Source organism: Saccharopolyspora sp. NPDC045839, assembly GCF_056431645.1.
On sequence record NZ_JBWKKH010000024.1, the window covers coordinates 39,674 to 62,066 of the forward strand.

The 22,393-nt window shown below is 69.5% G+C and carries 17 protein-coding genes and 1 pseudogene; 6 read left to right on the forward strand and 12 right to left on the reverse strand.

Annotated features, from left to right (window positions below):
- Nucleotides 1-47 precede the first annotated feature (47 nt).
- The 4 genes from AC07EQ_RS28520 to AC07EQ_RS28535 all read right to left on the reverse strand — a co-directional run bounded on the left by AC07EQ_RS28520 (nt 48) and on the right by AC07EQ_RS28535 (nt 3,182).
- Entirely contained in the window at nt 48-1,070 is a 1,023-nt protein-coding gene (locus AC07EQ_RS28520) for a Rieske 2Fe-2S domain-containing protein (RefSeq protein WP_478390951.1), read from the reverse strand.
- A 2-nt stretch (nt 1,071-1,072) separates the two neighbouring features.
- Complete coding sequence (locus AC07EQ_RS28525) at nt 1,073-1,297, reverse strand: recombinase-like helix-turn-helix domain-containing protein (RefSeq protein ID WP_478390952.1); 225 nt, start codon at nt 1,295-1,297, stop codon at nt 1,073-1,075.
- A 336-nt stretch (nt 1,298-1,633) separates the two neighbouring features.
- A complete protein-coding gene (locus AC07EQ_RS28530) occupies nt 1,634-2,572 on the reverse strand; it encodes a PDR/VanB family oxidoreductase (RefSeq protein ID WP_478390953.1) in 939 nt (312 codons plus the stop codon).
- Between the two features lie 88 nt (nt 2,573-2,660).
- The gene (locus AC07EQ_RS28535; protein WP_478390954.1) at nt 2,661-3,182 is read right to left on the reverse strand and encodes a cupin domain-containing protein; all 522 of its coding nucleotides are present in this window, start codon (nt 3,180-3,182) and stop codon (nt 2,661-2,663) included.
- 222 nt (nt 3,183-3,404) lie between these two features.
- Between AC07EQ_RS28535 and AC07EQ_RS28540 the strand changes: the two genes are divergently transcribed.
- Nucleotides 3,405-4,883 carry an aldehyde dehydrogenase gene (locus AC07EQ_RS28540; RefSeq protein WP_478390955.1) on the forward strand — a complete coding sequence of 493 codons (1,479 nt, stop codon included), beginning with the start codon at nt 3,405-3,407 and terminating at the stop codon, nt 4,881-4,883.
- A gap of 138 nt (nt 4,884-5,021) precedes the next feature.
- Here AC07EQ_RS28540 and AC07EQ_RS28545 read toward each other — a convergent pair whose 3' ends face one another.
- The 5 genes from AC07EQ_RS28545 to AC07EQ_RS28565 form a co-directional block, all read right to left on the reverse strand.
- Nucleotides 5,022-5,555 carry a MarR family winged helix-turn-helix transcriptional regulator gene (locus tag AC07EQ_RS28545; RefSeq protein ID WP_478390956.1) on the reverse strand — a complete coding sequence of 178 codons (534 nt, stop codon included), beginning with the start codon at nt 5,553-5,555 and terminating at the stop codon, nt 5,022-5,024.
- A 367-nt stretch (nt 5,556-5,922) separates the two neighbouring features.
- Nucleotides 5,923-6,639, reverse strand: a complete 717-nt coding sequence (locus tag AC07EQ_RS28550; RefSeq protein WP_478390957.1) for a hypothetical protein — start codon at nt 6,637-6,639, stop codon at nt 5,923-5,925.
- 187 nt (nt 6,640-6,826) lie between these two features.
- Nucleotides 6,827-7,261 (reverse strand): VOC family protein, encoded by a 435-nt coding sequence (locus tag AC07EQ_RS28555; RefSeq protein ID WP_478390958.1) that lies wholly within the window; start codon nt 7,259-7,261, stop codon nt 6,827-6,829.
- A gap of 143 nt (nt 7,262-7,404) precedes the next feature.
- Nucleotides 7,405-7,908: a DinB family protein gene (locus tag AC07EQ_RS28560; RefSeq protein WP_478390959.1), complete on the reverse strand. Its 504-nt coding sequence runs from the start codon at nt 7,906-7,908 to the stop codon at nt 7,405-7,407.
- Nucleotides 7,909-8,362: 454 nt separating this feature from the next.
- Entirely contained in the window at nt 8,363-12,949 is a 4,587-nt protein-coding gene (locus AC07EQ_RS28565; protein ID WP_478390960.1) for a hypothetical protein, read from the reverse strand.
- A gap of 506 nt (nt 12,950-13,455) precedes the next feature.
- On the opposite strand from AC07EQ_RS28565, the pseudogene AC07EQ_RS28570 reads away from it, so the two are divergent.
- Both AC07EQ_RS28570 and AC07EQ_RS28575 read left to right on the forward strand, forming a co-directional pair.
- Nucleotides 13,456-13,866 (forward strand): annotated as a pseudogene (locus AC07EQ_RS28570) (ATP-binding protein); the annotation flags it as partial.
- A 346-nt stretch (nt 13,867-14,212) separates the two neighbouring features.
- Nucleotides 14,213-14,485, forward strand: a complete 273-nt coding sequence (locus AC07EQ_RS28575; RefSeq protein ID WP_478391039.1) for a YciI family protein — start codon at nt 14,213-14,215, stop codon at nt 14,483-14,485.
- A 268-nt stretch (nt 14,486-14,753) separates the two neighbouring features.
- On the opposite strand, the gene AC07EQ_RS28580 is transcribed toward AC07EQ_RS28575, so the two are convergent.
- Nucleotides 14,754-16,391, reverse strand: coding sequence for an ABC-F family ATP-binding cassette domain-containing protein (locus AC07EQ_RS28580; RefSeq protein WP_478390961.1), 1,638 nt, complete (start codon nt 16,389-16,391; stop codon nt 14,754-14,756).
- 546 nt (nt 16,392-16,937) lie between these two features.
- Nucleotides 16,938-17,477, reverse strand: a complete 540-nt coding sequence (locus AC07EQ_RS28585) for a MarR family winged helix-turn-helix transcriptional regulator (RefSeq protein WP_478390962.1) — start codon at nt 17,475-17,477, stop codon at nt 16,938-16,940.
- Nucleotides 17,478-17,575: 98 nt separating this feature from the next.
- Here AC07EQ_RS28585 and AC07EQ_RS28590 point away from each other — a divergent pair, with 98 nt between their 5' ends.
- The 3 genes from AC07EQ_RS28590 to AC07EQ_RS28600 all read left to right on the forward strand — a co-directional run bounded on the left by AC07EQ_RS28590 (nt 17,576) and on the right by AC07EQ_RS28600 (nt 20,731).
- The gene (locus tag AC07EQ_RS28590) at nt 17,576-18,475 is read left to right on the forward strand and encodes an EamA family transporter (RefSeq protein WP_478390963.1); all 900 of its coding nucleotides are present in this window, start codon (nt 17,576-17,578) and stop codon (nt 18,473-18,475) included.
- Nucleotides 18,472-19,044, forward strand: a complete 573-nt coding sequence (locus tag AC07EQ_RS28595) for an NADPH-dependent FMN reductase (RefSeq protein ID WP_478390964.1) — start codon at nt 18,472-18,474, stop codon at nt 19,042-19,044. The genes AC07EQ_RS28590 and AC07EQ_RS28595 overlap by 4 nt, the downstream gene beginning before the upstream one ends.
- Before the next feature lie 100 nt (nt 19,045-19,144).
- Nucleotides 19,145-20,731 (forward strand): MFS transporter, encoded by a 1,587-nt coding sequence (locus tag AC07EQ_RS28600; RefSeq protein ID WP_478390965.1) that lies wholly within the window; start codon nt 19,145-19,147, stop codon nt 20,729-20,731.
- Between the two features lie 632 nt (nt 20,732-21,363).
- Here AC07EQ_RS28600 and AC07EQ_RS28605 read toward each other — a convergent pair.
- Entirely contained in the window at nt 21,364-22,350 is a 987-nt protein-coding gene (locus tag AC07EQ_RS28605) for a LysR family transcriptional regulator (protein WP_478390966.1), read from the reverse strand.
- Nucleotides 22,351-22,393 lie beyond the last annotated feature (43 nt).

Below are 22,393 nucleotides of genomic sequence, written 5' to 3' on the forward strand. Positions count from 1 at the left end.
CAGCTCGCACCGGCACCGGCATGCAAAAGAGGTTCGGAGACGAACGATCAGCGGGCGGGTTCGCGGGCGGCGGCTTGGCGCTTGGCTTCTGCGCGCAGCATCCGGCGCAGCCGGACGAGGGCGATGTCGTGCTGGTAGAGGTTCTCCCGCGCCCAGGCGTCCTCGGGCATCACCTCGGCCATGACGCGGTCCTGCTCCAGCACCTGCCAGTGCCGTGCCTCGATCCGGTTCTTGTACAGGAACCGCCAGCTGTCCCGCTGCCAGCCGCTGACCTTGCGGCAGCGCCAGAAGAACCCGGCGTGCTGGCGTTCGTTGATCGCCGTCACGCAGGCGACGATGGTGAACGGCCCGCCCGGCCCGGCGGTGTCCGGGTACGGGATGTCCAGCGTGACCGACTGCAGCCCGCCGGTGTCGAGCCACTCCGACCAGTCGAAGTTGACGCCGCGCTGGTCGGTCTTCTCGAACACGAAACCGGTGTCGGTGTCCCGGATCTGGAACGTCGCCTCCCGCTTCCCGGTGAACATGGTGTGGCTGTTGCGGTGCAGGAATGCGCCGTGCATCGGGTCGAGCAGGTTGTCCAGCGAGAGCAGGTAGGAGGCGTCCCACTCGACGTAGCAGAGGAAGTTGTCCCACTCGCCGCCGGCGATCGGCGCGGGCACCTGCAGCGGAGTCGGCTCGGCGGCCTCGTCCGCGCCGAACCAGGCGAAGATCGCCCCGGCGTGCTCCTGCGCCGGGAAGGTGCGCAACGCCTTGCGGCCTTCCAGCGCGCAACCCGGGCTGCCCGGCACCGAGGCCACGACACCGTCGCCGTCGAGCTGAACACCGTGGTAGTTGCAGGCGATCCGGTCGCCCATGTGCACGCCCAGCGACAGCCGCGCGGAGCGGTGCGGACACCGGTCCTCCTGCACGTGCACGACACCGGAACTGTCGCGCCACAGCAGCAATTCCTCGCCCGCGCGCTCCAGCCGGGTCAGTTCGCCCGCCCGGACCTGGCCCGACGGGCACAACGGGTACCAGCGGTCCCGCAGCCCGAGCAGCAGGATATCTTCCTCGTTCCGCAGCCTGGTCATCGTCAGATCTCCTTCGCGCCGAGGCGGGCGAGCTCGGCGGTGAACGCCTGCTCGGTCCAGTCGGAGCCGTCGGCCGGGCGGACGCCGGTCTCGTTGAGCGCGGCCACGATGCCGGGCAGGTCGTGCACGCCCCGGCCGTAGATCGCCTCCAGTTCGTCGGCGAAGGCATCCGCATAGCTCGTGGTGGGCCCGAGCCGGGTCTGCACCGGCTCCAAGGTCAGCGACATGTCAGTTCTCCTCCAGTGTTTCCAACGGGACACCGGCGCACCCGGATCTTTGATGGGTCGTTTCGGACTGCGGGGTACGGGCACGCGCGAGACGTGGCCGTCTGGGCGTCGATTTCGCGCGAAATCAACACTTCACGTGGGGGCGGGGTGGCGTTTTCGCGCGAAATCGCCGCCGGAGTCGGGTGCGCCTGCCCGGGTCCATTCCGGAACGGCCCCTAATGCAGTGCCGCCCGGCCGAGGTCGGTCAGGGCCGGGTCACGCGCCCGCCGCTCGCGTCGGGCGGGGCCGCGCGCAGCAGGCCGGTCTGCACCGGCTCCCGGGCGCTGCCCTACTCGTTCACAAGTCCAGTACCAGCTCGGCCGAACGGCAGCGGGACACGCAGATCATCATCGTTTCCCCGGCATCCCGTTCCGCCTGGCTCAGCACGAAATCGCGGTGCTCCGGCTCGCCGCCGAGCACCTTGGTCTCGCAGGTGCCGCACACGCCTTCCTGGCAGGAGCTCGGCACCGGCACCCCGGCGCCGGACAGCGCGTCGAGCACCGAGACGTCCGGGCCGACGAACACCCGTGTGCCGGACGCCTTGCAGGCCACCTCGAATCCTCCGTCTGAAGTGGACGCGGGAACCTCAGGCGCCCGGAACCGCTCGACGCGCAGCACCGACGGATCGGGCAATGCCGATTCGACCGCGTTGATCAGCGGTTCGGGGCCGCAGCAGTACACCAGCGCGCCGGGCGGCAGGTCGGCGAGTTCGGCACCGAGGTCCGGCGGCCCGCCGTGCTCGTCGTCGGCGTGGACGCGGACCCGGTCACCACCGATCTCCTGCAACTGCGGCAGGAAGGCCATGCTCTCGCGGGACCGTCCGCAGTAGAGCATCCGCCAGTCGGCGCCGCGGTCGGCGAGTTCGCCGGCCATGGCCCGCATCGGCGTCACGCCGATGCCGCCCGCGATGAGGAGGTGGCGCTCGGCGGGTTCCAGCGGGAAGTTGTTGCGCGGCCCGTCGACCGTCAGCAGGGTGCCCGCGGTCAACCGCTCGTGCACCCAGCTGCTGCCGCCGCGCGAGTCCGGCTCGCGCAGCACCGCGACCGTCCAGGTGCGCCGGTCGGCCGGGTCGCCGCACAGCGAGTACTCCCGCGTCATCCCGTTGGCCAACCGCAGTGCCAGGTGCGCCCCCGGTTCCCACGCCGGGAGGTCGGTCCCGGCCGGATCGCGGAATTCCACCTGCACCACACCGGATGCCAGCCACGTCGTGCTGTGCACCCGAACCTCGTGCGCCATGCTCCTCACCCCGGGCCTTCCTCGACTGACGTCTGTTCTCCAATGCGGCGCCGACCGCCGGCGGCTTGGACTTCGAAGCGGACTCGGTTCAGTCGCGGGTGACGCCGTGCATCGGCGAGGTTGCCGGGTAGGTCGGCAGCTGCGGCTTCTGGGCGCCGATGACGACGCAGAACAGCGCGTCGGTGTCGCCGATGGCCTTCAGGCTGCGCGGCACCCCGGCGGGCACCCGGATCAGGTCGCGGTAGCCGAGCACGCGGGTCGCGGTCTTGATCCCGTCCTCGACGTCGTGGACGCTGACCTCGAGCTGCCCCTCCAGCACGAAGAACACCTCCTCCACGTCGTGGTGGGTGTGCTCCGGGCCGATCGCGCCCAGCGGCAGGCGCATGTTGGAGAAGGTGAAGTGCTCCGACGGCAGCGTGCGGCCGTCGCCCTCGTGGTTGCCGGTGGCGCCGGAACCGATGTAGCGGATCTGCGCGCGGCGGAACTCGTCGCCGGCCTTGGCCTGGAACGCGAGGGTGTCCCAGTCCTCGTGCCGGCTCTCCCGCGAGGCGATGCAGGAGTCGATCAGGTCTTCCAGGCCGGTGTGGGCCTTGGCGTCTGCAGCGGTCATCGGGCGACCTCCAGAATTTCTTAGCAGTAAGCGAGCGAGTGGTGAGCAGTATGAGCACGACACTGTGACGACCGCAACCCCCGGCGCAGAACTTCTTTCCAGATCATCTTGTTTTTGCAGCTAGATGCCGGTCGACCGAACGCGCCCATGTCACACCTTGTTGCCTCATTCATCTTAGTTCTAAGCTAATAAATCAACGTTGCTCAGACCTGGAGGTGCAGCATGACGAGTCCCGGGGTGCCGGACGAGATCCACGTCGCGGGCCGCTGGCGGCCCGGCCGCGGCAACCCGCTGGAGTGCGTCGACCCGGCCACCGGCGAGGTCATCGCGAAGATCACCGCCGCCGCACCGGAGGACGTCGACGAAGCCGCCCGCGCCGGGGCCGCCGCCGCGGCGGACCCGGCCTGGCGGAACCTGCTCCCGCACGAACGAGCCCGGCTGCTCACCCGGGTCGGCGACCTGATCGAGCAGCACGCCGGCGAACTCGCCCTCCTGCAGACCCGCAACACCGGCAAGGCGCTGGCCGAGACGCGCGCGCTGGTGGGCAGCGCCGCAGGCACTTTCCGGTTCTACGCCGCCGCTTTGGAGACCACCGAGACCCCGCTGACCCCGCAGCGCGGCCCCTACCTGACGATGAGCGTGCCGGAGCCGATCGGCGTGGTCGGCGCGATCACGCCGTGGAACTCCCCCATCGCGAGCGATGCGCAGAAGGTCGCGCCGGCACTGGCCGCGGGCAACGCCGTGCTGCTCAAGCCCGCCGAAGCGACCCCGCTGGTGTCGCTGGCGCTCACCCGGCTGGTGGTCGAGGCCGGGGTGCCCCCGGCGCTGCTCTCGGTGCTGCCCGGCAAGGGGTCGGTGGTCGGCGACGCGATCGTCCGGCACCCGGCGGTGGGCAAGGTGTCCTTCACCGGCGGCACCGACACCGGCCGCGCCATCGGCCAACTCGCCGCGGCCAAGTTCATGCCGCTGACCAGCGAACTCGGCGGCAAGTCCCCGACGATCGTGTTCGACGACGCCGACCTGGACCAGGCCGTGGCCGGGGTCCTGTACGGGATCTTCTCCTCCAGCGGGCAGAGCTGCATCGCCGGATCCCGGATCTTCGTGCCGGAGCGGATCTACGCCGAGTTCGTCGAGCGCCTGGTCGCCGGGGCGCGGCGGCTGCGGGTCGGCCCCGGCACCGACCCGGCCAGCCAGGTCGGGCCGCTGGCCACCTTCGCGCACCGCGACCGGGTGGCCGCGCTGGTCGACCGCGCTCGCGAGGAAGGCGCCAACGTGCTCTGCGGCGGCGGGATCCCCGACGATCCGGAGCTGGCGCGCGGCGCGTACTACCTGCCGACGCTGCTGGACGGACTGCCCAACGACGCGCGCACGTGCCAGGAGGAGATCTTCGGCCCGGTCGGCGTCGTGCTGCCCTTCCGCGACGAGGACGACCTGATCGCCCGGGCGAACGACACGATCTTCGGCCTGGCCTGCGGGATCTGGACCCGGGACTACCGGCGGGCCTGGCGAGTGGCCCGGCGCATCGACGCGGGCACCGTGTGGATCAACACCTACAAGCAGTTCAGCATCGCCACCCCGTTCAGCGGGATGAAGGCCAGCGGCGTGGGCACGGACAAGGGCCGCGACGCGATCCTGCGGTACACCCGGCAGAAGAGCCTCTACTGGGGCCTCGACGAAGCCCCGCTCCCCTGGGCCACCTGACCCGGCGCCCCACCGGAGGTCGACAGTTTCAATTGACGTTTTTGGGCGACAGTTTCAATTGAAACTGCAGAAACCTCGGGCTCCGGGGGGTCGGAGGTCACCATGCGCCGTGGTGATCTCCCGGCCCTCGCCGGAAGATCACTCGCCGTCGCGCCTGGCCACCGCGTGGTCGAGGGAGCCTTCGAGCCTGCTGAGCAGGTCCGCGAGGCGTTCCTGCTCCGTGGTGGACAGGCCGCTGAGCATCTCGCGTTCGTTGGCGAAGTGGGCCTCGCTGACCCTGTCGGTGAAGGCGAGGCCTTCCTCGGTCAGCTGCACGTGAACGGTGCGCCGGTCGTCGGCGTCGCGCTCCCGCCGCACCAGGCCGGCGGCTTCGAGCTTGTCGACGCGCTGGGTGATGCCGCCCGTGGTCACCAACGCGGCGTCGGCGAGCTCGCCCGCGGTGCGCCGGTACGGGCTGCCCGCCCGGCGCAGCGACGCGAGGATGCTGAACCCGGCCATGGTCAGGTCGAAGGACTGGAAGATCCGGTTCAGCTGGTCCTGGTAGCTGTGGTAGGCGCGGTGCAGGCGGCCGAACACGGCCATGCCGGAAGCGTCGACGTCCGGAACCTCGCGCCGCCACTCCGCCAGCATGAAGTCGACCGCGTCCGGCCGGGACCGGTTGCGTCGGACCACCTTCGCCCACCACCCGAAACTCGACGAACAAGACGAACTAAGAATAACAGAGCTAAGAGAATTTCCCAGGCAAGTGCCGACCAGGCCCGCAGCTCGGGAGAACCGTGCCACCAGGAGCGAACCCGGGCAACGCGACCGGCAAGATCGCCTGCCCCCATGCCACAATGCGCCCGCCACCACTCCCCTGACCGGGGGTCCGCAATTTCAATGGAAATCGGACCTTCGATTTCCATTGAAATTGCGGGAGTTGTCCACAGGTACCCCGGGTTGTCCACAGCCTCCGGCGTGTCGGGGCAGCCGTCCATCCTCTGCGGACCACCGAACGCGAATGCAACACCGGGACCCGGTATCCGGCCACCGACCGAGGTCAGGCCTGGAAACCGCGACGGCGTTCGGCCAGCCGGGCGCGCAGCGGCGCGTAGTCGTGATCGGGGAACAACGTCGGGAAGACCTCGAGCATGATCTCCGCGAACCGCCCGGAGACCTCGTGCTCACCGTCGTCGTCCAGCGAGACGTCGGTGAACAGGAACTGCCAACCGTAGGTGCCCTTCGTGATGCGCAACGCCTCGAGGTAGCCGGGGAAGTCGAGGTCCATCCGGTGGTAGCCCTTGGTCGTCGCGTCGAACCACAGCTCGGGGTTGGCCACGCCCGGCTGGATCCGCAGCATCGACAGGTGCCCGACTCCGGCATGCGGGGTTCCGTCGAAGCTGCGGAACCCGGAATACAGCTGCAGCTCCTCGGGCGTGGGGTCGTACAAGCGCTCCACCAGCGGACCCGACTGGACCGCCCGGTGGATGTTGTCCAGGTAGAACTCCCCGGCGATGAGGCAGTCTTCGTCGTAGTCGGGGTCGGGATCGGGCACGTCCCACACCGCCGCAAGGCCGGAGAACCGCAGGTGGTAGGGCTTCAGCGACGGGTCCAGCACGATGCCGTCCCGGTCGGCGAGTTCACCGAACGCCCGGTCGGCGTCCGCGGCGTCCAGCTGCCCCCGATCGGCGCTTTCCAGCCTGATCCCCGGGCAACTGCGCAGTTCTTCCAGCACACCAAGCCACGTCGTCTCGTACGCGGTCAGCTCGCTCGTCATCGGTTCCTCCGGCTCGCGGCATTGGCGGTGTGTCACGCCGGAATCCCGATTCCGGTGATCGACTGCTGCGACGTAGCGCAGGATCGGATGGTTCCACGCACGGCACTTCTCAACCGTCGACGACGTGCGCCCAGAGCGGTTCTTCGTCCTGGCCCATGGGGCAGAACGAGGACACGTTCGCGGCTCCTCAGTCGAGGCAGAACTCGTTGCCCTCGATGTCCTGCATCACGATGCACGACTCGTTGTCTTCATCGGCAAGCAGTAGTCGCACGCGTACCGCGCCGAGCGGGACCAGTCGTGCGCACTCGGCCTCGAGTGCGGCGAGGCGCTCATCACCCACGAGCCCGGTGCCGGCCCGCACGCAGAGGTGCACCCGATTCTTGACGACCTTGCCTTCGGGAACGCGCTGGAAGTACAGTCGCGGGCCCTCACCTGAGGGATCAAGGCAGACGAACGCCGAACCCTGTTTCTCAGCAGGCAGCGTGCGATTGAAATCGTCCCAAGTGGCGAACCCCTCCGGTGGCGGCGGTACGACGTACCCCAACACCTCGCACCAGAAACGAGCGACGCGCTCAGGTTCTGCGCAGTCGAAGGTGACTTGGAACTTCTTGATCGACGTCATCGGTCCAGCATAGTCGCGCGTGCCGTTCACCGAGACCCGGATGTCATCGCCGCGCTGGTCGACGTTCGCCCTGATCCGCAATGGACCAGTCGCGGACTGTGCCGCGTGGCGGCTTCTGCCTGCCGGGCCTTGGTACCGAAGGCTTACGGATTCGGCTTTCGATGTGGGGCCTGATCGATCTGTTCGCGAAGGATGTCACCGTGTCCTGCGTGCCGGGCGAATTCTTCGATCATGGCGAGCAGGGTCCATCGCATGCTGACCGTTCCTTCACGGGGGTTGTCCTTGGTGTCGTCGAGGTTGAAGCGGGCGGCGATCTCACGTGATCGTTGGCTTGCGCGTTCGAACTCGGCGATCACGTCGGCCAAGGGCTCGTCGTCCGCAACGGTGAAGGTGCCCTCGTCCCGGCTCGAGTATCCGTCGCATTCGGATTCGTCGAGGCCCGCCCAGAATCGCTGGAACCAGATCCGTTCGGCGGCCGCGGCATGCTTGATCAATGAGATCGGTGTCGTCAGTGAAGCGACGAGTCGGCGGCGGGCGTCGGCTTCGGAGAGGCCGCGTGCGGTCTCGATCAGGGCTTCGCGGTTGCGGTCGAGCATGTTCTCGATGATCGCTCGTTCGATGCCGTTGGTAATTCTGTTGGTACTCATGGGCTTTCACTCCGTTCTTGTGCGCGGCCGAAGAACCTGTGCGGGCCCACGTCCGATCGGTCTGGTCGACGCGGGGTTCGAGGGCAGGGACGATGCACCCAGAAGCTGGAACGAGCTGGGGCCGTCGAGGCGTTCGAAGTGCTCACCGCTTTGATGCGCAGGGAGCGTGTCGATGCGGGCAGAAACTGAAACACCGCAACCGAGATCAGTCGCCGGGCAGATCCGGCGAAGGCGCCGACGTCATCATCCTACCGTGTCCTCGACGGTGGGGCGATGCGGTCGGCGAAGTGGGTGAGTACGCTTTCGGCGGTCATGCCGAAGGCGGCGGAGACCAGTGTGGGGTCGAGGTTGCTGACCAGGTCGACCAGTCCGGTGGAGCGGAACCTTTCGGCCGAACCCTGGGCAGTTGGCCGGCGCGGGTGACCTTGGCGATTGTCCGCATCCGCTCGGCCTTTCAGCAGGCGCCTCCATCTCCTGGGTCGAACGGGCCAGAGGTGGGGGTGAGTTTGAAGGCGGTCGCCAGGTCGATCAGCGGGGCGTGCTCGGCCGGCAGCTGCGGGTCGATCATGGTGAAGATCATGCGATGGTCGTCGCCCTCTGGCGTGAACTTGAATCCGGACGTCGTGTTCAGGCCGTCACCTCGGGGTTTGCGGTAACCGATCAGCCGCGGTGTCGTCGATACCGGGTAGGGCGGAAGGCCGACGACCTTGACCTCCGATACCGGGCCCTCCTGCATGTCGAACGCGTGCATCGTCAGGCCGTGGTAGGTGTTGTCGCCGTTCAGCCTGAGAGTGGTCTGGTAGACCGGAATCCAGGGATCGCCCAGCCGGTAAACGCGTGCCCGGATGTTGGCGTCGACGTTCAGGCTCAGCTCCGTCATCCCGACGCTGAAGTCGGAGTAGTCGCCGTCGACGCCGTAGGCGAGGTAGTTCTCGCCGGGCAGCACCACTAGTTCGCCGACGTCCTCCGCGGCGAGCCAGACCTTGCCGATGTCGAGCCGCTCGACGTCGACGTAGGCCTTCTCCCGGCCGGGCTCGTCCGAGTCGATGTTCAGGGTCAGCACACCGCAGATGTCCTTCGCCGGGTCATCGATCGGAGCCTCTTCGATGCCCAGCTTCAGCCCGCCGCCGACGAGCACCGAACCGGCCTTCGGCGTGGACGTGATGGTCGTGGTGAAGGTCTTCTCATCATTGCTCTTCACCCTGGTGCGGACCTCGGTGCCCATGTCGGTCAGGTTCGCGAACACGTCGCGCAGGCCGATGACGATCGACGTCTCCTCGCCGACCGCGAAGGTCAGGCGGCCCTGCGCGTACGCATCGAGGTCCATCCCGCTCTGCGCCGTGTCCACCGTGACCGACGCCGTCTTGAGCGCGTCCTCCCCGCCATCCTCGGTGTACTTGCGGCTGAGCTCGACGACGCACTTCGACCCGGCTTCACCCGTGCAGGCCGGGACATCGCGCAGGACCATCCGTCCGGTAGCGGGCCGGAAGGCGATGCCGCCGTCGTTCTCGGGTGCGCCCACGTAACCGGAGACGCGCGCGGCGAGCTCGCCGATCCGGTCCGCCGAGGTCACCTCGATCCGCGACTTCTCGTTGAACCTCCCGTCGACCCGGAATTCCTCCGGGACGCCGGACACCTCGACCCGGCCGCGCAGCTGGTCGAGCTTCGGCAACGCTTGCGACGCCACGTCGAGATCGACGTCCATCTGCGCGGTCAGCCGGCCGGTCGGCGCCGAGCTGCGGTAGGCGACTTCGTACTGCCGCTGCGCCTCGTCCTGGAAGCCGAACGGTCCGATGTGGAGGTCGTAGGGCGAGGGCATGTCGTGCACGTCCACCCGCCCCGCCAGACCGGGAGTGCCGTCGATCAGCTCGCCGAGCCGGATGTAGGCGGTCAGCTGTTCACCGGGAGGCGGCCGGTAGCCGACGATGTCGATCTTCTGCTCGGCCATGTCGATGTCGACGGTGGTCGGCAGCCCCGGCAGGTGCACCGTGCCGACCGCGCCGAAGCACTTGTCCAGCAGGGTGCAAGTGGCTTCGTCCTCGGAGCAGCCCGGGCCGGGCGCGCAGCCCATCGCTTCGACCGCGACGCCGTGCGGGTAGAGCGGCACGTCGCCGATCTTCTCGATGGCCGCGACCTTGCCGATCCACGATTCCGCTTCGAGGCCGACAGGACGGTCGGTGCGGTAGGAGACGTGGCCGTCGCCGTAGTCGACCTCCAGGTGGCTGGGCAGGCTCACGCGCCCCAGTGCGGCGTAGCGGGTGTCGTCCGCGCCGTCCGCGGCGAAGACCAGGTCTCCGTCGAACGCGAAGGTGCCGTCACCGGAGCGCATGTCGAACCCGAGCCCGTTCTCGGTCTTGCCGACCTCCACCAGCGTGAGATCGCGGACCAGCGCGCTCGCGTCGATGTCGCCGGTGAGCTCGCGGTAGTGCGCGGCCACGTGCTGCTCGACCGGTGCGCGTGCCCCCGCGTGGTTGGTCACCGCGAACCTGGCCGAACCGATCGGACCCGAGACGCCGCGGAACCGGAACGATCCGTCGGGCCAGTCCGCGTCGAACCGCGTGGGCACCCCGGTGAGTTCGCCGGTGGCCGTGTAGTCGCGACCGTCGAAGGGCACCCGGGCGACCGCGGTGACCCCACCGAGGGGCGCCGACGTGGTGCCTTCGAGGTGCTGGGCCGGCAGGTCGATCAGCAGGTCCGCTTCGGTCGGGATGTCGGTCATCGCGGCCGAGAGGTAGTGGTGCGCGCCGGGGTCGAGCACCTCCACGCCCTGGGCGCTGGCGAACAGCTCCGCCCTCGGCACCGCGCTGGACGCCCGGTAGCCGACCTTCGGGCGGGATCCGACGTCGTAGCCGATGTCCACGGATTCCGGCAATCCGTTGATGGCCGCGAGCGTGCTGGGGCCGTTGGCGGTGTTTACGAACGCCGCCTGCACCCGGTCGACCACGGAACTCGCCCGGAACAGGACCTGCCGCTCGCCGGAGTTGACGTCGAACGACAGCCGCGCCGGCAGGTCGGACACGTCGAGCCGGCTCTTCAGGTGCCCGTCGACCTGGCCCGCCAGGGTCATCGGCCGGCCGCCGGGATCGAACTCGACCGTCCCTCGTGGACGGTCTCCGAACCGGATGTCGAGGCTTCGCAGCCCCGTGACCCGCGCGCTGGCGCCGAGGGCCGATCCGTCCAGCACGAGCGTGGTGTGGTCGCCGCCGAGCGGGGCGAACGAGCCGAGGTTCCGCGAGAGGAACACCTCGGCGGAGCCGAGCGCATCCGCCGCGTCGAACCGGACCTGCCTGCCGGGAACGTCCGCGTCGACGGCCACGACGGTGGGGACGTCGCGCAGCGAACCGCGCAGCGCGATCGACGGGTTCCGGTCGAGGAAAGCGATGTCCAGCGCGGCGAGTTCGCCCGCCGCCCGGTAGTCCAGGGTGACCTTCTCCTGCTGGGACGACGTCAGGCGGCCTTCCCACTGCGCGGGCAGCGACTTGGCGGTCGCCTGCATCGCCTGGTCCAGCTTCGCGCCGGAGTACACGTAGTCGGCGAAGAAGACGTCGTCGATCGCCGAGCCCGCCTGGTAGTTCACGGTCGCGTCGCCGCTGCCGGCTTCCCGCGTCAGCGCCGCCGAGACCTCGGACGGCAGCACGTCGACCTTGAGCTGGTCGAACCGGTCCGCGGGAGCGGTTCCCCCGCGCCGGTTGGACAGCACCTGCGTGTCCAGGTGCGCCCGGGTGGAACTGCGGGCGTCCACCGTCGCCTGCTGATCCCGGTCCGCATCCCCTGGATCGATGCGGGCGCGGGCGTCGAACGACGCCGGTACCGGCGAGAACCTCGCGCTGGCGACCGTCGGATCGAGCGCCTCACCCTGGCCGGTTTCCGCGACGTCGGCCATCCCGGCCGTCACCGCCAGCGATTCACCGGCGCCCACCTGGAGCAACGACGCCTTGACGTCGTAGATCCCGCGCACCGCTTGGGCCGGGTCGAACGTGTAGATGCCGAGCGCCGCGGCCGGCAGGCTGGAACCGCGGCGGAATCCGTCGAAGCCCAGCGAGAGGCGCTTGCGGGTGGGCAGGTCGTAAACCGCCCACACGTGACCGGGCAGGTCCTTTCCGGCGAACTCGCTGGTCGGCAGCCGCACCGACAGCAAACCGAGCCCGACGTCGATGAGCCCGAGCAGCGCCTCGGTCTTCTCCCGGACGGCATCGTGCAGATCGGCGAGCAGTCCTTCCAGCCGCAGCTTCTCCACCAGCAGTCCGGGGTGTTCGACGAAGCGGCCCGGGTCCGCCAGGATCTCGCCGATCTCTGTCAGCCGCGCGGAAATCCCGTCGACCTGCTTCTCCAGATCGAGAACCTCCCGCGCCACGGCGGCGATGTCGTTCACGCCCGCGGCCGGGACCAGGTCCGCCAGCACGTCCGGGGTGCGGTCGCCGGTCACGTCCACGATGGCCGGGACCGCCAGCGGCAGCGTGTTCGAACAGCTCACGGCCTTGGTCTCGGACTCGGAGCAGATCCGGTAGGTGACGCGCGGAAGGCCGTCGGGCAGCTTCTCCAGCAGGGCCAGCGGGTCCACCGGCAGATTCGGCGGCAGGTTCCCGGAAAGCAGGGCATCGATCAGCTCGCGAATCGTCCCCGGGCGGGCCGGGTCGCCCAGCTGGGCGGATGCGACCTGCGGCTGCAGGTCGCCGGCGTCCAGGTCGGGCTTGCCGTCCGCACCCAGCCGGCCCGCGCGGCCGAGCGCGGCGAGCGCATCCGCGCCGGTCGCGTCGACCAGTTCCTGGCCCGGGCGGGTCGGCAGGTCGATCGGCGCCGGCCGCACCGGCGGATCCGCGGCGATCGGCGCCCGTTCGACCGCCACGTGACCGTCGGGGCCGGGGTCCAGCGGGTCCAGCGTGCTCGGGGCTTCGGGCGCCGGAACCGGGTCCTCGCCCATCAGGGCGGGCTCGGTGACCACGGTGTGGATGGGCTTGCGCAGGCCGATGACCTCGCGCTCCGTCGGTGGTGGCTCTTGCGCCGCGGCCGGCACGCCGCTGCCAACCAAGCCCAGGAGCACTGCGGCGACTAACGAGCGGCGAAGCCGCCGAACGCCGGCGGTCCCGATCCGGTGCCCACCAAACATGGTTCCCCCAACCATCCAGTGGCAGCAGAAGCGGAGCAGAAGCTCGAACAAGCCGCAGTGCTGCGCATTCCCGTCGACCGCGATCCCCAATGCCGACTGGCGCGACAGCACACCACCGGCCGCATCGCCCCGTCAAGGACATCGGAACGTCTGGCGAGAACTCGCAAATAGGACGAACGAACACTCCGGAACGGTTAAAATCCGCGGCCTTTCAGCCGACGAAGTGACGACGTCGGCACAGATCAACTGAAACTCCCGAGCTCCACCGACGAACCGGCTTCCCGGCATCGGATTCCCCTTCTGCTCGGCTGAACTCACAGCAGCCGCACGGTGTCGCAGCGTGATCTATCCACTGTGGTCTGCTGCCGCGATCCCCCGTGCGGCCGGGTTTTCCGGCTGGACCGGGCTCGATCCGGCTTCCGGCGAACTAGGGTGGGTCCATGTTGGTCGGTCGCGAAGAGGAGCGGCAGCGCGTCGAGAGCTTGCTCTCCTCGGCCGCTGCCGGTCGCAGCGGATCCCTGGTGATCAGCGGTGAAGCCGGGATCGGGAAGACGACCCTCCTCGAATGCGCCGTGCGCGCCGCCGCGGACATGCGGGTGCTGCGCGTCGTGGGCATCGAGTCCGAGGCCGAGCTGCCGTTCGCGGCGCTCCACCTCCTGCTCCACCCCCACCTGGACCGGCTCGACCAGTTGCCCGGGCCGCAGGCCGAGGCGCGGCGCGGCGCGTTCGGGCTGGCCGACGCGCCCGTGGTCAACCCGTTCCTGATCGGCGCGGGCACGCTCACCCTGCTCGCCGAACTCGCCTCCGACTCTCCTGTTCTCTGCGTCGTCGACGACGCGCAGTGGCTCGACCGCGGCTCGCTGGACGCCCTGCTGTTCGCCGCCCGGCGGTTCCGCGACGATCCGATCGCCATGATCTTCGCCGTCCGCGATCCCGCGATGCCGTTCCCCGCTCCGGGAATCGAGGCGCTGCAGCTGACCGGGTTGTCGCCGGACGCGGCGGCCAGCGTGCTGGACACCTGGGTCCGCGGCCTCGCGCATCCGGTGCGGGAACGCGTGCTGGACGAGGCCCACGGCAACCCGCTCGCGCTGCTGGAGCTCGGAGCGGCGCGCCTGGCCGCGCAGCGGGCGGGGCACGCCGAACCGGCGCAGCAGATCGCCCTACGACCCCGCCAAGACCGGCCCGACCGACGGCGAGATCGACGACTGGCTGGCGCTCGACAAGCAGATCCGCGACGCCGGCATCTTCGTGTACGAGGCCGGCTTCCACCCCGCCGAGGCCGCTCGCACCGTGACCGTCCAGGACGACGCCGCGGCGACCACCGACGGCATCGAGCACCGCGCGGGCGAATACCTGGCCGGCCTGTACGTCATCGAGGTAGCCGACCTCGACGCGGCGACGAAGTGGGCCGGGCAGATCCCCACCGGACGCTACGGCAGCGTCGAGGTGCGCCAGGTCGTCGAGTACTGAGACGTCGTTCCAGAATTGTGCGAGGGCACGCGTAGGACGTGACCGCCTGGGGCGCAGGGCGCCGATTTCGCGCGAAATCACCGCTCCACGTGGGGACGGGATGGCGATTTCGCGCGAAATCGCCATCGGTGCCAGGCGCCTTCGGGATGAGCCTGGCGGAGCCGTTCTGAAACGAATTCTGACGCCGGGAAGCGCGCAGGGGCGGCAGGTCCCGGCGGACCCGCCACCCCTTCTACTGTCCACAAGGGACAGTTTGGCTGCGACACGATCAGGCCGTGGCCGGTTCCCGGATCGTGCGCAGCTCCTCGTCGAGCAGGACCCACCGGGTGATGCCGATCGATTCGAGGAACGGCATGTCGTGGCTGGCCACGATCAGCGCCCCTTCGTACGACCTCAGCGCCGCGACCAGCTGACGTGCGCTGGCCATGTCGAGGTTGTTCGTCGGTTCGTCCAGCATGAGCAGCTGCGGCGCCGGTTCGGCGAGCATCAGCGCGGCGAGGGCCGCGCGGAATCGCTCACCACCGGACAGCGTCGCCGCCTGCTGGTCGGCCCGCGCCCCCTTGAAGAGGAAGCGGGCCAGGCGGGCCCGGATCTCGTTGTTGGTCGAACCCGGCGCGAACCGCGCCACGTTCTCGGCGACGCTCAGCTCCTCCTGCAGGACGTCGAGCCGCTGGGGCAGGAAGCGCAGCGATACGTGCGCGATGGCCTCCCCCTCCAGCGGTTCCAGTTCCCCGGCGATGGTGCGCAGCAGCGTCGTCTTGCCCGAGCCGTTCCGGCCCAACAGCGCGACCCGCTCTGGCCCGCGCAGGTCGAACTCGCCCCGCACCCGAGCCCCGTAGCGGAGGCGCAGGTCGCGCAGGGTCAGGACGGTTCGCCCGAGCGGCACCGCCGTGTGCGGCAGATCGACCCTGATCTCGTCGTCGTCGCGCACCGCCTCCACCGCCTCGTCGAGCCGCTCCTTCGCCCCGGCGAGCTTCTCCTCGTGCATGATGCGGTGCTTGCCGGCGGAGACCTGGGCCTGCCGCTTGCGCTCGCTCATCACGACCTTCGGCTCGCGCTTGGTGTCCCACATCTTCTGGCCGTACCGCTTCCGGCGGGCCAGCTTGATGTGCGCGTCGGCGAGTTCGCGCTTCTGCCTCCGCAGATCCGTCTCGGCGACGCGGACCATCCGCTGCGCCGCCTCCTGCTCGACGGCGAGCGCCTCCTCGTAGGCGGCGAGGTTGCCGCCGTACCAACCGATCTCGCCGTCCCGGAGGTCGGCGATCTGGTCCACCCGCTGCAGCAGTTCGCGGTCGTGGCTGACCACGACCAGGACGCCCGACCAGTTCTCGACCGCCTCGTACAACCGTCGCCTGGCGTGCAGGTCGAGGTTGTTGGTCGGCTCGTCGAGAAGCAGGACGTCCGGCCGCGTCAGCAGCAGCGCGGCCAGCCGCAGCAGCACCGACTCGCCGCCGGAGACCTCGCCGATGGTGCGGTCGAGCCCGATGTGGCCCAGCCCGAGACCGGCGAGCATGGCCGCGGCGCGCTCCTCGACGTCCCAGTCGTCGCCGATCGCGGCGAAGTGCTCCTCGCGCACGTCACCGGCGCCGATGGCGTTGAGCGCGGCGCGGATCCCGGCTATGCCGAGGGCCTCGTCGACGCGCATCCTGGTGTCCAGCGCGACGTTCTGCGGCAGGTAGCCGACATCGCCGGACACGCGGACCGCGCCGGCGGTCGGCGCGAGCTCGCCCGCCACCAGCTTCAGCAGGGTGGACTTGCCCGACCCGTTGAGCCCGATGAGGCCGGTGCGGCCGGGCCCGAACGCCGCCTGCAGCCCGTCGAAGACCCGGCTGCCGTCCGGCCAGGTGTAGCCGAGCTCGGTGCAGGTGATGGCGGCGATGCCGGGCAGGTGCGTGGAAGTAGACATGAGGGCCTCGCAGTTGCTCGAAGTAGCGGTGTGGGTGCAACGCGTTCGAGACGCCGCGAGCGACAGCAGGCGAAGCGGGAAACGCCGACTCACGGTCCGTTGTCGGGGCGGAGGAACGGCTCACATCGCAGAGGTCGCAACCGGGTCGGCGCTTCGGGAACGAGCGCGACGCACGGCGTCTCAGGACCTCAGATGAGCAACGTTCCTCTCCAATCGACGGCAGCAGAAGCTCGGTTACCTTAAGGACACCTCGGGAAGAAAGTCAAGGAGAAAACGAACCTTCTTTCATCGGCACGAGCATGCGCAGCGAAACCACCACGGCTCGCGCTCGACGGGGTCGAACCCGCGGGGAGAGCCCACCGGGACGACAGGCCCTCCCCCCGCCTATCTCAAGGCGCCTCGACAGGCACCCGGCACCGCCGCCGTGGCCTGCTTCCTCAGCGACAGCACCCCTTCCGGCGGGCCCCACCGTCCAGAAAGGACACGTTCTCGGGCGGCCCCGAAACGGGAACCCCGAGGTTCGCCGGCGACGCGATCGCGTCGGGCTCAGGCGTTTTCGGCCGGTTTGGCAGTGGCCCGGTCGCGATCGAGCTGGTCGCCGAAGTGCTCGAGCAGGCGGCGGAGTTCGCCGGTGAGGTGTTGGTAGTCGGCGGGTTCGTAGTCCGGGAGCAGCCGCGCCTCGTTGGCCAGGTGGAGCCGGAAGACGCGGTCGACGACCTCGATCCCGTGCGCGGTCAGGCGCACGCGCACCGAGCGCCGGTCGTCGGGGTCCCGGACACGTTCGACGAGGTCTTTCGCTTCCATGCGGTCAATGCGGTTGGTGACCGTGCTCGAGGTGATCATCGCCGCCTCGAGCAGCGCTCCGGGGGTCAGTTCGTAGGGCGGACCGGACCGGCGCAGGGTGGTGAGGACGTCGAACTCCCACACCTCGAGACCGTGCTCGGCGTAGAAGTCCTTCAAAGCGCGGTCGAGGATGCGGGCGAGTCGTTGCACTCGCCCCACGATCGCCACGGGCCACAGGTCCTCTGCCAGCTCCGGCGCTTCGTCGCGCCAGAGATCCATGATCATGTCGACGGTGTCGGCCACATCCACTCCTTGATAACTCGATGTCGAGAGACTTGACATCGAGATTGTCTCCTGGTTTTATCTCGATGTCGAGATTACCCGATGGAGGAGGCAGTGACATGGTCGCCGTCGCAGACCTGGCGCCGGAGGCGCGCATTCGCGAACCAACGCCGTTGCGCGACGCGCTGATCACCGCGATTGCACCCGTGAGCTTCGGAACCGTCTACGTCGCAACCACTCTGCTGCTGCCGCCGGATCGGCCGTTGCTGGCCGCGGCCGCGCGTGCACTGCCCGCGGGCCTGCTCATCCTGGCGTTCACCCGGACGCTGCCGCAGGGTGCGTGGTGGTGGAAGACGACGGTGCTCGGGATGCTCAACGTCGGCGCGTTCTTCCCGCTGCTGTTCGTGGCCGTCTACCGGCTGCCCGGCGGGCTCGCCGCCACCTTCGGAGCGCTGCAGCCGCTCATCGTCGCAGCGCTGGCGGTCCCGCTGCTGAAGATCCGCACTCCGCGCGCAGTGCTGATCGCGTGCGGCGCGGTCGCGGCCGGTGTCGCACTGATGACCACTACAGCAGCGACCATGCCGGACCCGGTCGGCATCGCCGCCATGCTCGCGGCGACCTCGCTGATGGGCTTGGCGATCGTGCTCGGCAAGAAGTGGGGTTCACCGGTTCCGGCGCTGACCATGACCGGCTGGCAACTCACCATCGGCGGGCTGGCGCTCACGCCGTTGACGCTCGTGACCGAAGGGCTGCCGACGACGTTCACCGCTGAGAACCTGATCGGCTTCGCCTACGTCGGGCTCATCGGAACCGCACTCGCCTACACGATGTGGTTCCGCGGCGTGCAACGCCTCGCGCCCACCTCGACATCGCTGCTGTCGACCGCGAACCCGCTCGTCGCCACGCTGGCCGGATTCGTCTTCCTCGGCCAGACCCTCACCCCGTGGCAAATCACCGGATTCACCATCGCCCTCGTCGCTCTCGTCGCGGGCCAATCGATGAACAGGAGCTCGAAATGACCGCACCGGCAAAGGAATACCGCGTTCTCGCTCTCTCCGGGAGCCTGCGCGCCGACTCCTACAACACCGCGCTGCTGCGCGCGGCCGACAAGTTCAACCCCGGCCCGATGTCCATTCAGGTCTACGGCCTCGGCGATCTGCCGCTGTACGACCAGGACCTGGAACAAGGCCCGCTGCCGGCCGCAGTGCTCGACCTGCACAAGTACGTCTCGCAGGCCGACGGACTGCTGATCGCGACCCCGGAGCACAACGCGTCGATCCCTGCCGCGCTGAAGAACGCGATCGACTGGATGAGCCGCATGCCCGACGGGGCGGGCATGGCCGGCAAGCCGGTCGCCGTGGTCGGCGCCTCGCCCGGCGCGCTGGGAACCGTGCGAGCGCAGCTGGCCCTGCGCCAGATCCTCGGGAGCATCGGCGCCGATGTGCTCGCCAAGCCGGAGGTGCTCGTCTTCCGCGCCCACGAGCGGTTCGACGCCAACGGGGTCCTGGCCGACGAATTCACCCGGAACCTCCTGGTCGACCTGCTGGCAGAACTGGCCGGGCGAATCGAACGAAGGAACTTGAGCTGAAGTTAAGTCGAGGTTTTAGCGTCGCGTTCGATCCCGGTCGGGACGCCGCCTCGTTCGCGCGCACGCCACGACACCGGTTCAGCTACGAGGAAGGAAATCCATGCCATCGAACGCCCCCGGGGCCCCTGTCCGGAAGGCCGGGCCCCGGGAGTGGCTGGGGCTCGCCGTGCTCGCCCTGCCCACCCTGCTGATCTCCCTCGACCAGAGCGTGCTGTACCTGGCACTTCCGCACCTCGCCGAAGGGCTGCAGCCCACCGGCACGCAGACGCTGTGGATCATGGACATCTACGGCTTCCTGATCGCCGGCTTCCTCATCACCATGGGCACCCTCGGCGACCGGATCGGCCGTCGCAAGCTGCTGATGATCGGCGCCTTCGCCGTCGGCATCACCTCGGTGGCCGCCGCCTGCTCCACCAGCGCGGAGGCCCTGATCATCACCCGAGCCCTGCTCGGCATCGCCGCCGCGACGCTGATGCCGTCCACCCTCGCCCTCATCAGCAACATGTTCCACGACCCGCACCAGCGCGGTCGCGCCATCGCGGTGTGGGCCGGCTGCTTCATGGGAGGCACGGCGCTCGGCCCGGTCATCGGCGGCGCACTGCTGGAGTTCTTCTGGTGGGGCTCGGTGTTCCTGCTCGGCGTCCCCGTCATGGTGGTGCTGCTGATCGCCGCCCCGCTCGTGCTACCGGAGTACAAGGACCCCAATGCCGGCCGGATCGACCTGCTGAGCGTGCTGCTGTCGCTGGTGTCGATCCTGTCGATCATCTACGGGCTGAAGGAGTTCGCGCGCTACGGCATCGCGCCGGTGCCGGTCGCCGCGATCGTCGTCGGCCTGGCCGTCGGCGTGGCTTTCGTGTCGCGGCAGGGCAAGCTCGCCCACCCGCTGCTCGACCTGAAGCTCTTCAGGGTCGGCGCGTTCACCGCCGCGCTGCTGATCCTGATGGTCTCGATGCTCGGCACCGGAGGCGGCTACCTCTTCATCACCGGGTTCCTCCAGATGGTCGAGGGCCTCTCGCCGATGGCGGCGGGCCTGTGGATGCTGCCCGCGGCCATCGCCTCGATCATCGCCGCGCAGGTGGCGCCGGTCTTCGCCAAGCGCTTCCAGCTCGGCACCGTGGTCGGAGTGGCTCTGCTCATCGGCATGGCCGGCTACCTGATGCTCGTCCTGGTCGACCCGGTCGGCGGGATGCCGCTGCTGATCGCCGGATTCGTGATCATCTTCATCGGCGTCGGCACCTTCGGATCGCTCGGCACCAACCTGGTCGTCGGGTCCGTCCCGCCCGAGCGGGGCGGCTCCGCGGCGGGCCTCTCCTCCATCAGCGGCGACCTGGGCAACGCGCTCGGCATCGCCACGCTCGGCAGCCTCGGCGCCGCCGTCTACCGCGACTCGATCGTGCTCCCCGCCGGAATCCCGGCCGACACCGCCGGGGCAAGCATGGAGGATGCCATCACCGTCGCTCGGGAGCTGCCGGCCCAGGCCGCCGAGGGCTTGATGACCGCCGCCAAGGATGCCTACACCAGCGGGCTCAACACGATCGGACTCGCCTGCGCCGCGATCACCGCGACCAGCGCGATCATCGCGCTCACCATGCTGCGCAACCGCCGCAGGGCCACCTCGTCCGGCCAAGATGCGCCGCAGGAAGGGGTGACCGAGGCGGCGGCCAAGGACTCCCTGCCAACCGCCTGACGCCCGCTGCGACAGAGAACGCCGGCCTCGTGGACGAAGCCGGCGTTCTCCCCATACCCGGATTCCTCGGCAGAAGATGGTCGACGGATCACCCGAGCACCAGGTGACGTCGGCATCGATGCGGCTCAGCCTCCAGCGCCCGCCGTCCGGGACCGCCACGGCGTCGCAGTGATAGGTGATCCGCACACCCTCGGCCGGGCCGCCGCGCCGGCCGCCGGGTCACGGTGCTCGGCGACAAGCCCGTCCGGCCCCACCACGAGGCGGACCCGCTGAGCGCAGCCACCACCCCGGTGACTTCCGTCCTTCGTGCGCACTTCTGTCCACAGTGGTGCTCAACTGAATTCTGTCCAGCCGCGGTGTTTCCGGCACGACTGCTTCCAGAGGTCGGTTCGGAGCGGCTCATCCCGAAGGCGCCCGGCGCCTGACGCAGAGGGCGATTTCGCGCGAAATCTCCACCCTGTGCCCGGACGGCCACGCCCTGCGCGTGCCCTCAACGGCGACCCTTTGGTCAGACCGCGAGTTCGGGGTAGTCGGTGCAGCCGCGGTGGTCGCCGCCGTAGGAAGTCTCCCGGTCCGGGGTGTTGAACGGCGCCTTCGGGATCAGCCGGGTGGAGCCGGTCTGAGACGACCTCTCAGCCGCCCGGATTCATCGGGCGGTGCACGTCGTCGTAGGCGGCGTCGGCCGCGTCGATCAGGCTCGCCCCTTCGGCCTGGAGGTCGGCGATGGCGGAATACCAGGTGTCGAGGGTGGCCCTGCACTGGCTGACCACCTCCTCCGCCGCCGGGCTCAGCGCGGCGTGCCGGTGGACCACGCCGAAGGGCACCGACACCAGCGGATCGGTTTCGATCACGACGGCACCGAGCCGCCGCGCCTGAACGGCCATCCGCAGCGGGAGGAAGGCATGCACGCCGCCGCCGAGCACGAGCGTGAGCTGCGCGTGGCGATTGGGCATGCTCGCGATCAGCCGCGGCTCCACCCCCACATCCCGCAGCGCCGTCGCGACCCGGTCGTTCTCGCGCTGCGCGAGCGAACAGATCGTCAGCGGAAGGTCGCCGAGGGCGTCGAGCGGCAGCCGCCCGGTCGGCGGCGCAGGCGAGCCCGGCGGCATCACCAGCAGCAGTCGCTGCACCCCGAGCTCGACGAAGTCCAGGCTCTCGGTCGGGACGGGCCGGGTGGTGAACCCGAGCTCGTACCGGCCGGCGACGACCTCGCCGCACAGGGCCCGGACGCCGGCGGCCTCGGCGATGTCCAGCCGCACGTCCGGATGCCGGGCCCGGAACGAGGTGATCCAGGAGGCGACCGCGTCGCTGGACATCTCCGGCATCGTGCCGATGGAGACCGAGCCCGCCTTGAGATCCCGGGCCCGGCTCATCTCGTCCCGGGCGGCCACGACGCCGTCGAGGATCGCCCGCGCCTTCGGGACCAGCAGCGTTCCCGCCGGGGTCAGCACGAGGCTGCGCCGAGCCACGCGCTGGAACAGCTCCACGCCGAGCTCTCGTTCGAGCGCCTGGATCGCCTGGGAGAGCGCCGGCTGGGAGACGTAGAGGCGCTGCGCGGCCCGGTTCAGGCCCTCGTGCTCGACCACGGCCAGGAAGTACTCGATCTGACGCAGCTCCATCGTCCCTCCTCCGATCGCCCGGGGCCGACGCGCTCCCCCTGAC

What these genes read in the sequence shown, in the direction of transcription:
- AC07EQ_RS28520 (WP_478390951.1), bottom strand. Translation starts at nt 1,070, where the DNA reads ATGACCAGGCTGCGGAACGAGGAAGATATCCTGCTGCTCGGGCTGCGG.
- AC07EQ_RS28525 (WP_478390952.1), bottom strand. Translation starts at nt 1,297, where the DNA reads ATGTCGCTGACCTTGGAGCCGGTGCAGACCCGGCTCGGGCCCACCACG.
- AC07EQ_RS28530 (WP_478390953.1), bottom strand. Translation starts at nt 2,572, where the DNA reads ATGGCGCACGAGGTTCGGGTGCACAGCACGACGTGGCTGGCATCCGGT.
- AC07EQ_RS28535 (WP_478390954.1), bottom strand. Translation starts at nt 3,182, where the DNA reads ATGACCGCTGCAGACGCCAAGGCCCACACCGGCCTGGAAGACCTGATC.
- AC07EQ_RS28540 (WP_478390955.1), top strand. Translation starts at nt 3,405, where the DNA reads ATGACGAGTCCCGGGGTGCCGGACGAGATCCACGTCGCGGGCCGCTGG.
- AC07EQ_RS28550 (WP_478390957.1), bottom strand. Translation starts at nt 6,639, where the DNA reads ATGACGAGCGAGCTGACCGCGTACGAGACGACGTGGCTTGGTGTGCTG.
- AC07EQ_RS28555 (WP_478390958.1), bottom strand. Translation starts at nt 7,261, where the DNA reads ATGACGTCGATCAAGAAGTTCCAAGTCACCTTCGACTGCGCAGAACCT.
- AC07EQ_RS28560 (WP_478390959.1), bottom strand. Translation starts at nt 7,908, where the DNA reads ATGAGTACCAACAGAATTACCAACGGCATCGAACGAGCGATCATCGAG.
- AC07EQ_RS28580 (WP_478390961.1), bottom strand. Translation starts at nt 16,391, where the DNA reads ATGTCTACTTCCACGCACCTGCCCGGCATCGCCGCCATCACCTGCACC.
- AC07EQ_RS28590 (WP_478390963.1), top strand. Translation starts at nt 17,576, where the DNA reads ATGGTCGCCGTCGCAGACCTGGCGCCGGAGGCGCGCATTCGCGAACCA.
- AC07EQ_RS28595 (WP_478390964.1), top strand. Translation starts at nt 18,472, where the DNA reads ATGACCGCACCGGCAAAGGAATACCGCGTTCTCGCTCTCTCCGGGAGC.
- AC07EQ_RS28600 (WP_478390965.1), top strand. Translation starts at nt 19,145, where the DNA reads ATGCCATCGAACGCCCCCGGGGCCCCTGTCCGGAAGGCCGGGCCCCGG.
- AC07EQ_RS28605 (WP_478390966.1), bottom strand. Translation starts at nt 22,350, where the DNA reads ATGGAGCTGCGTCAGATCGAGTACTTCCTGGCCGTGGTCGAGCACGAG.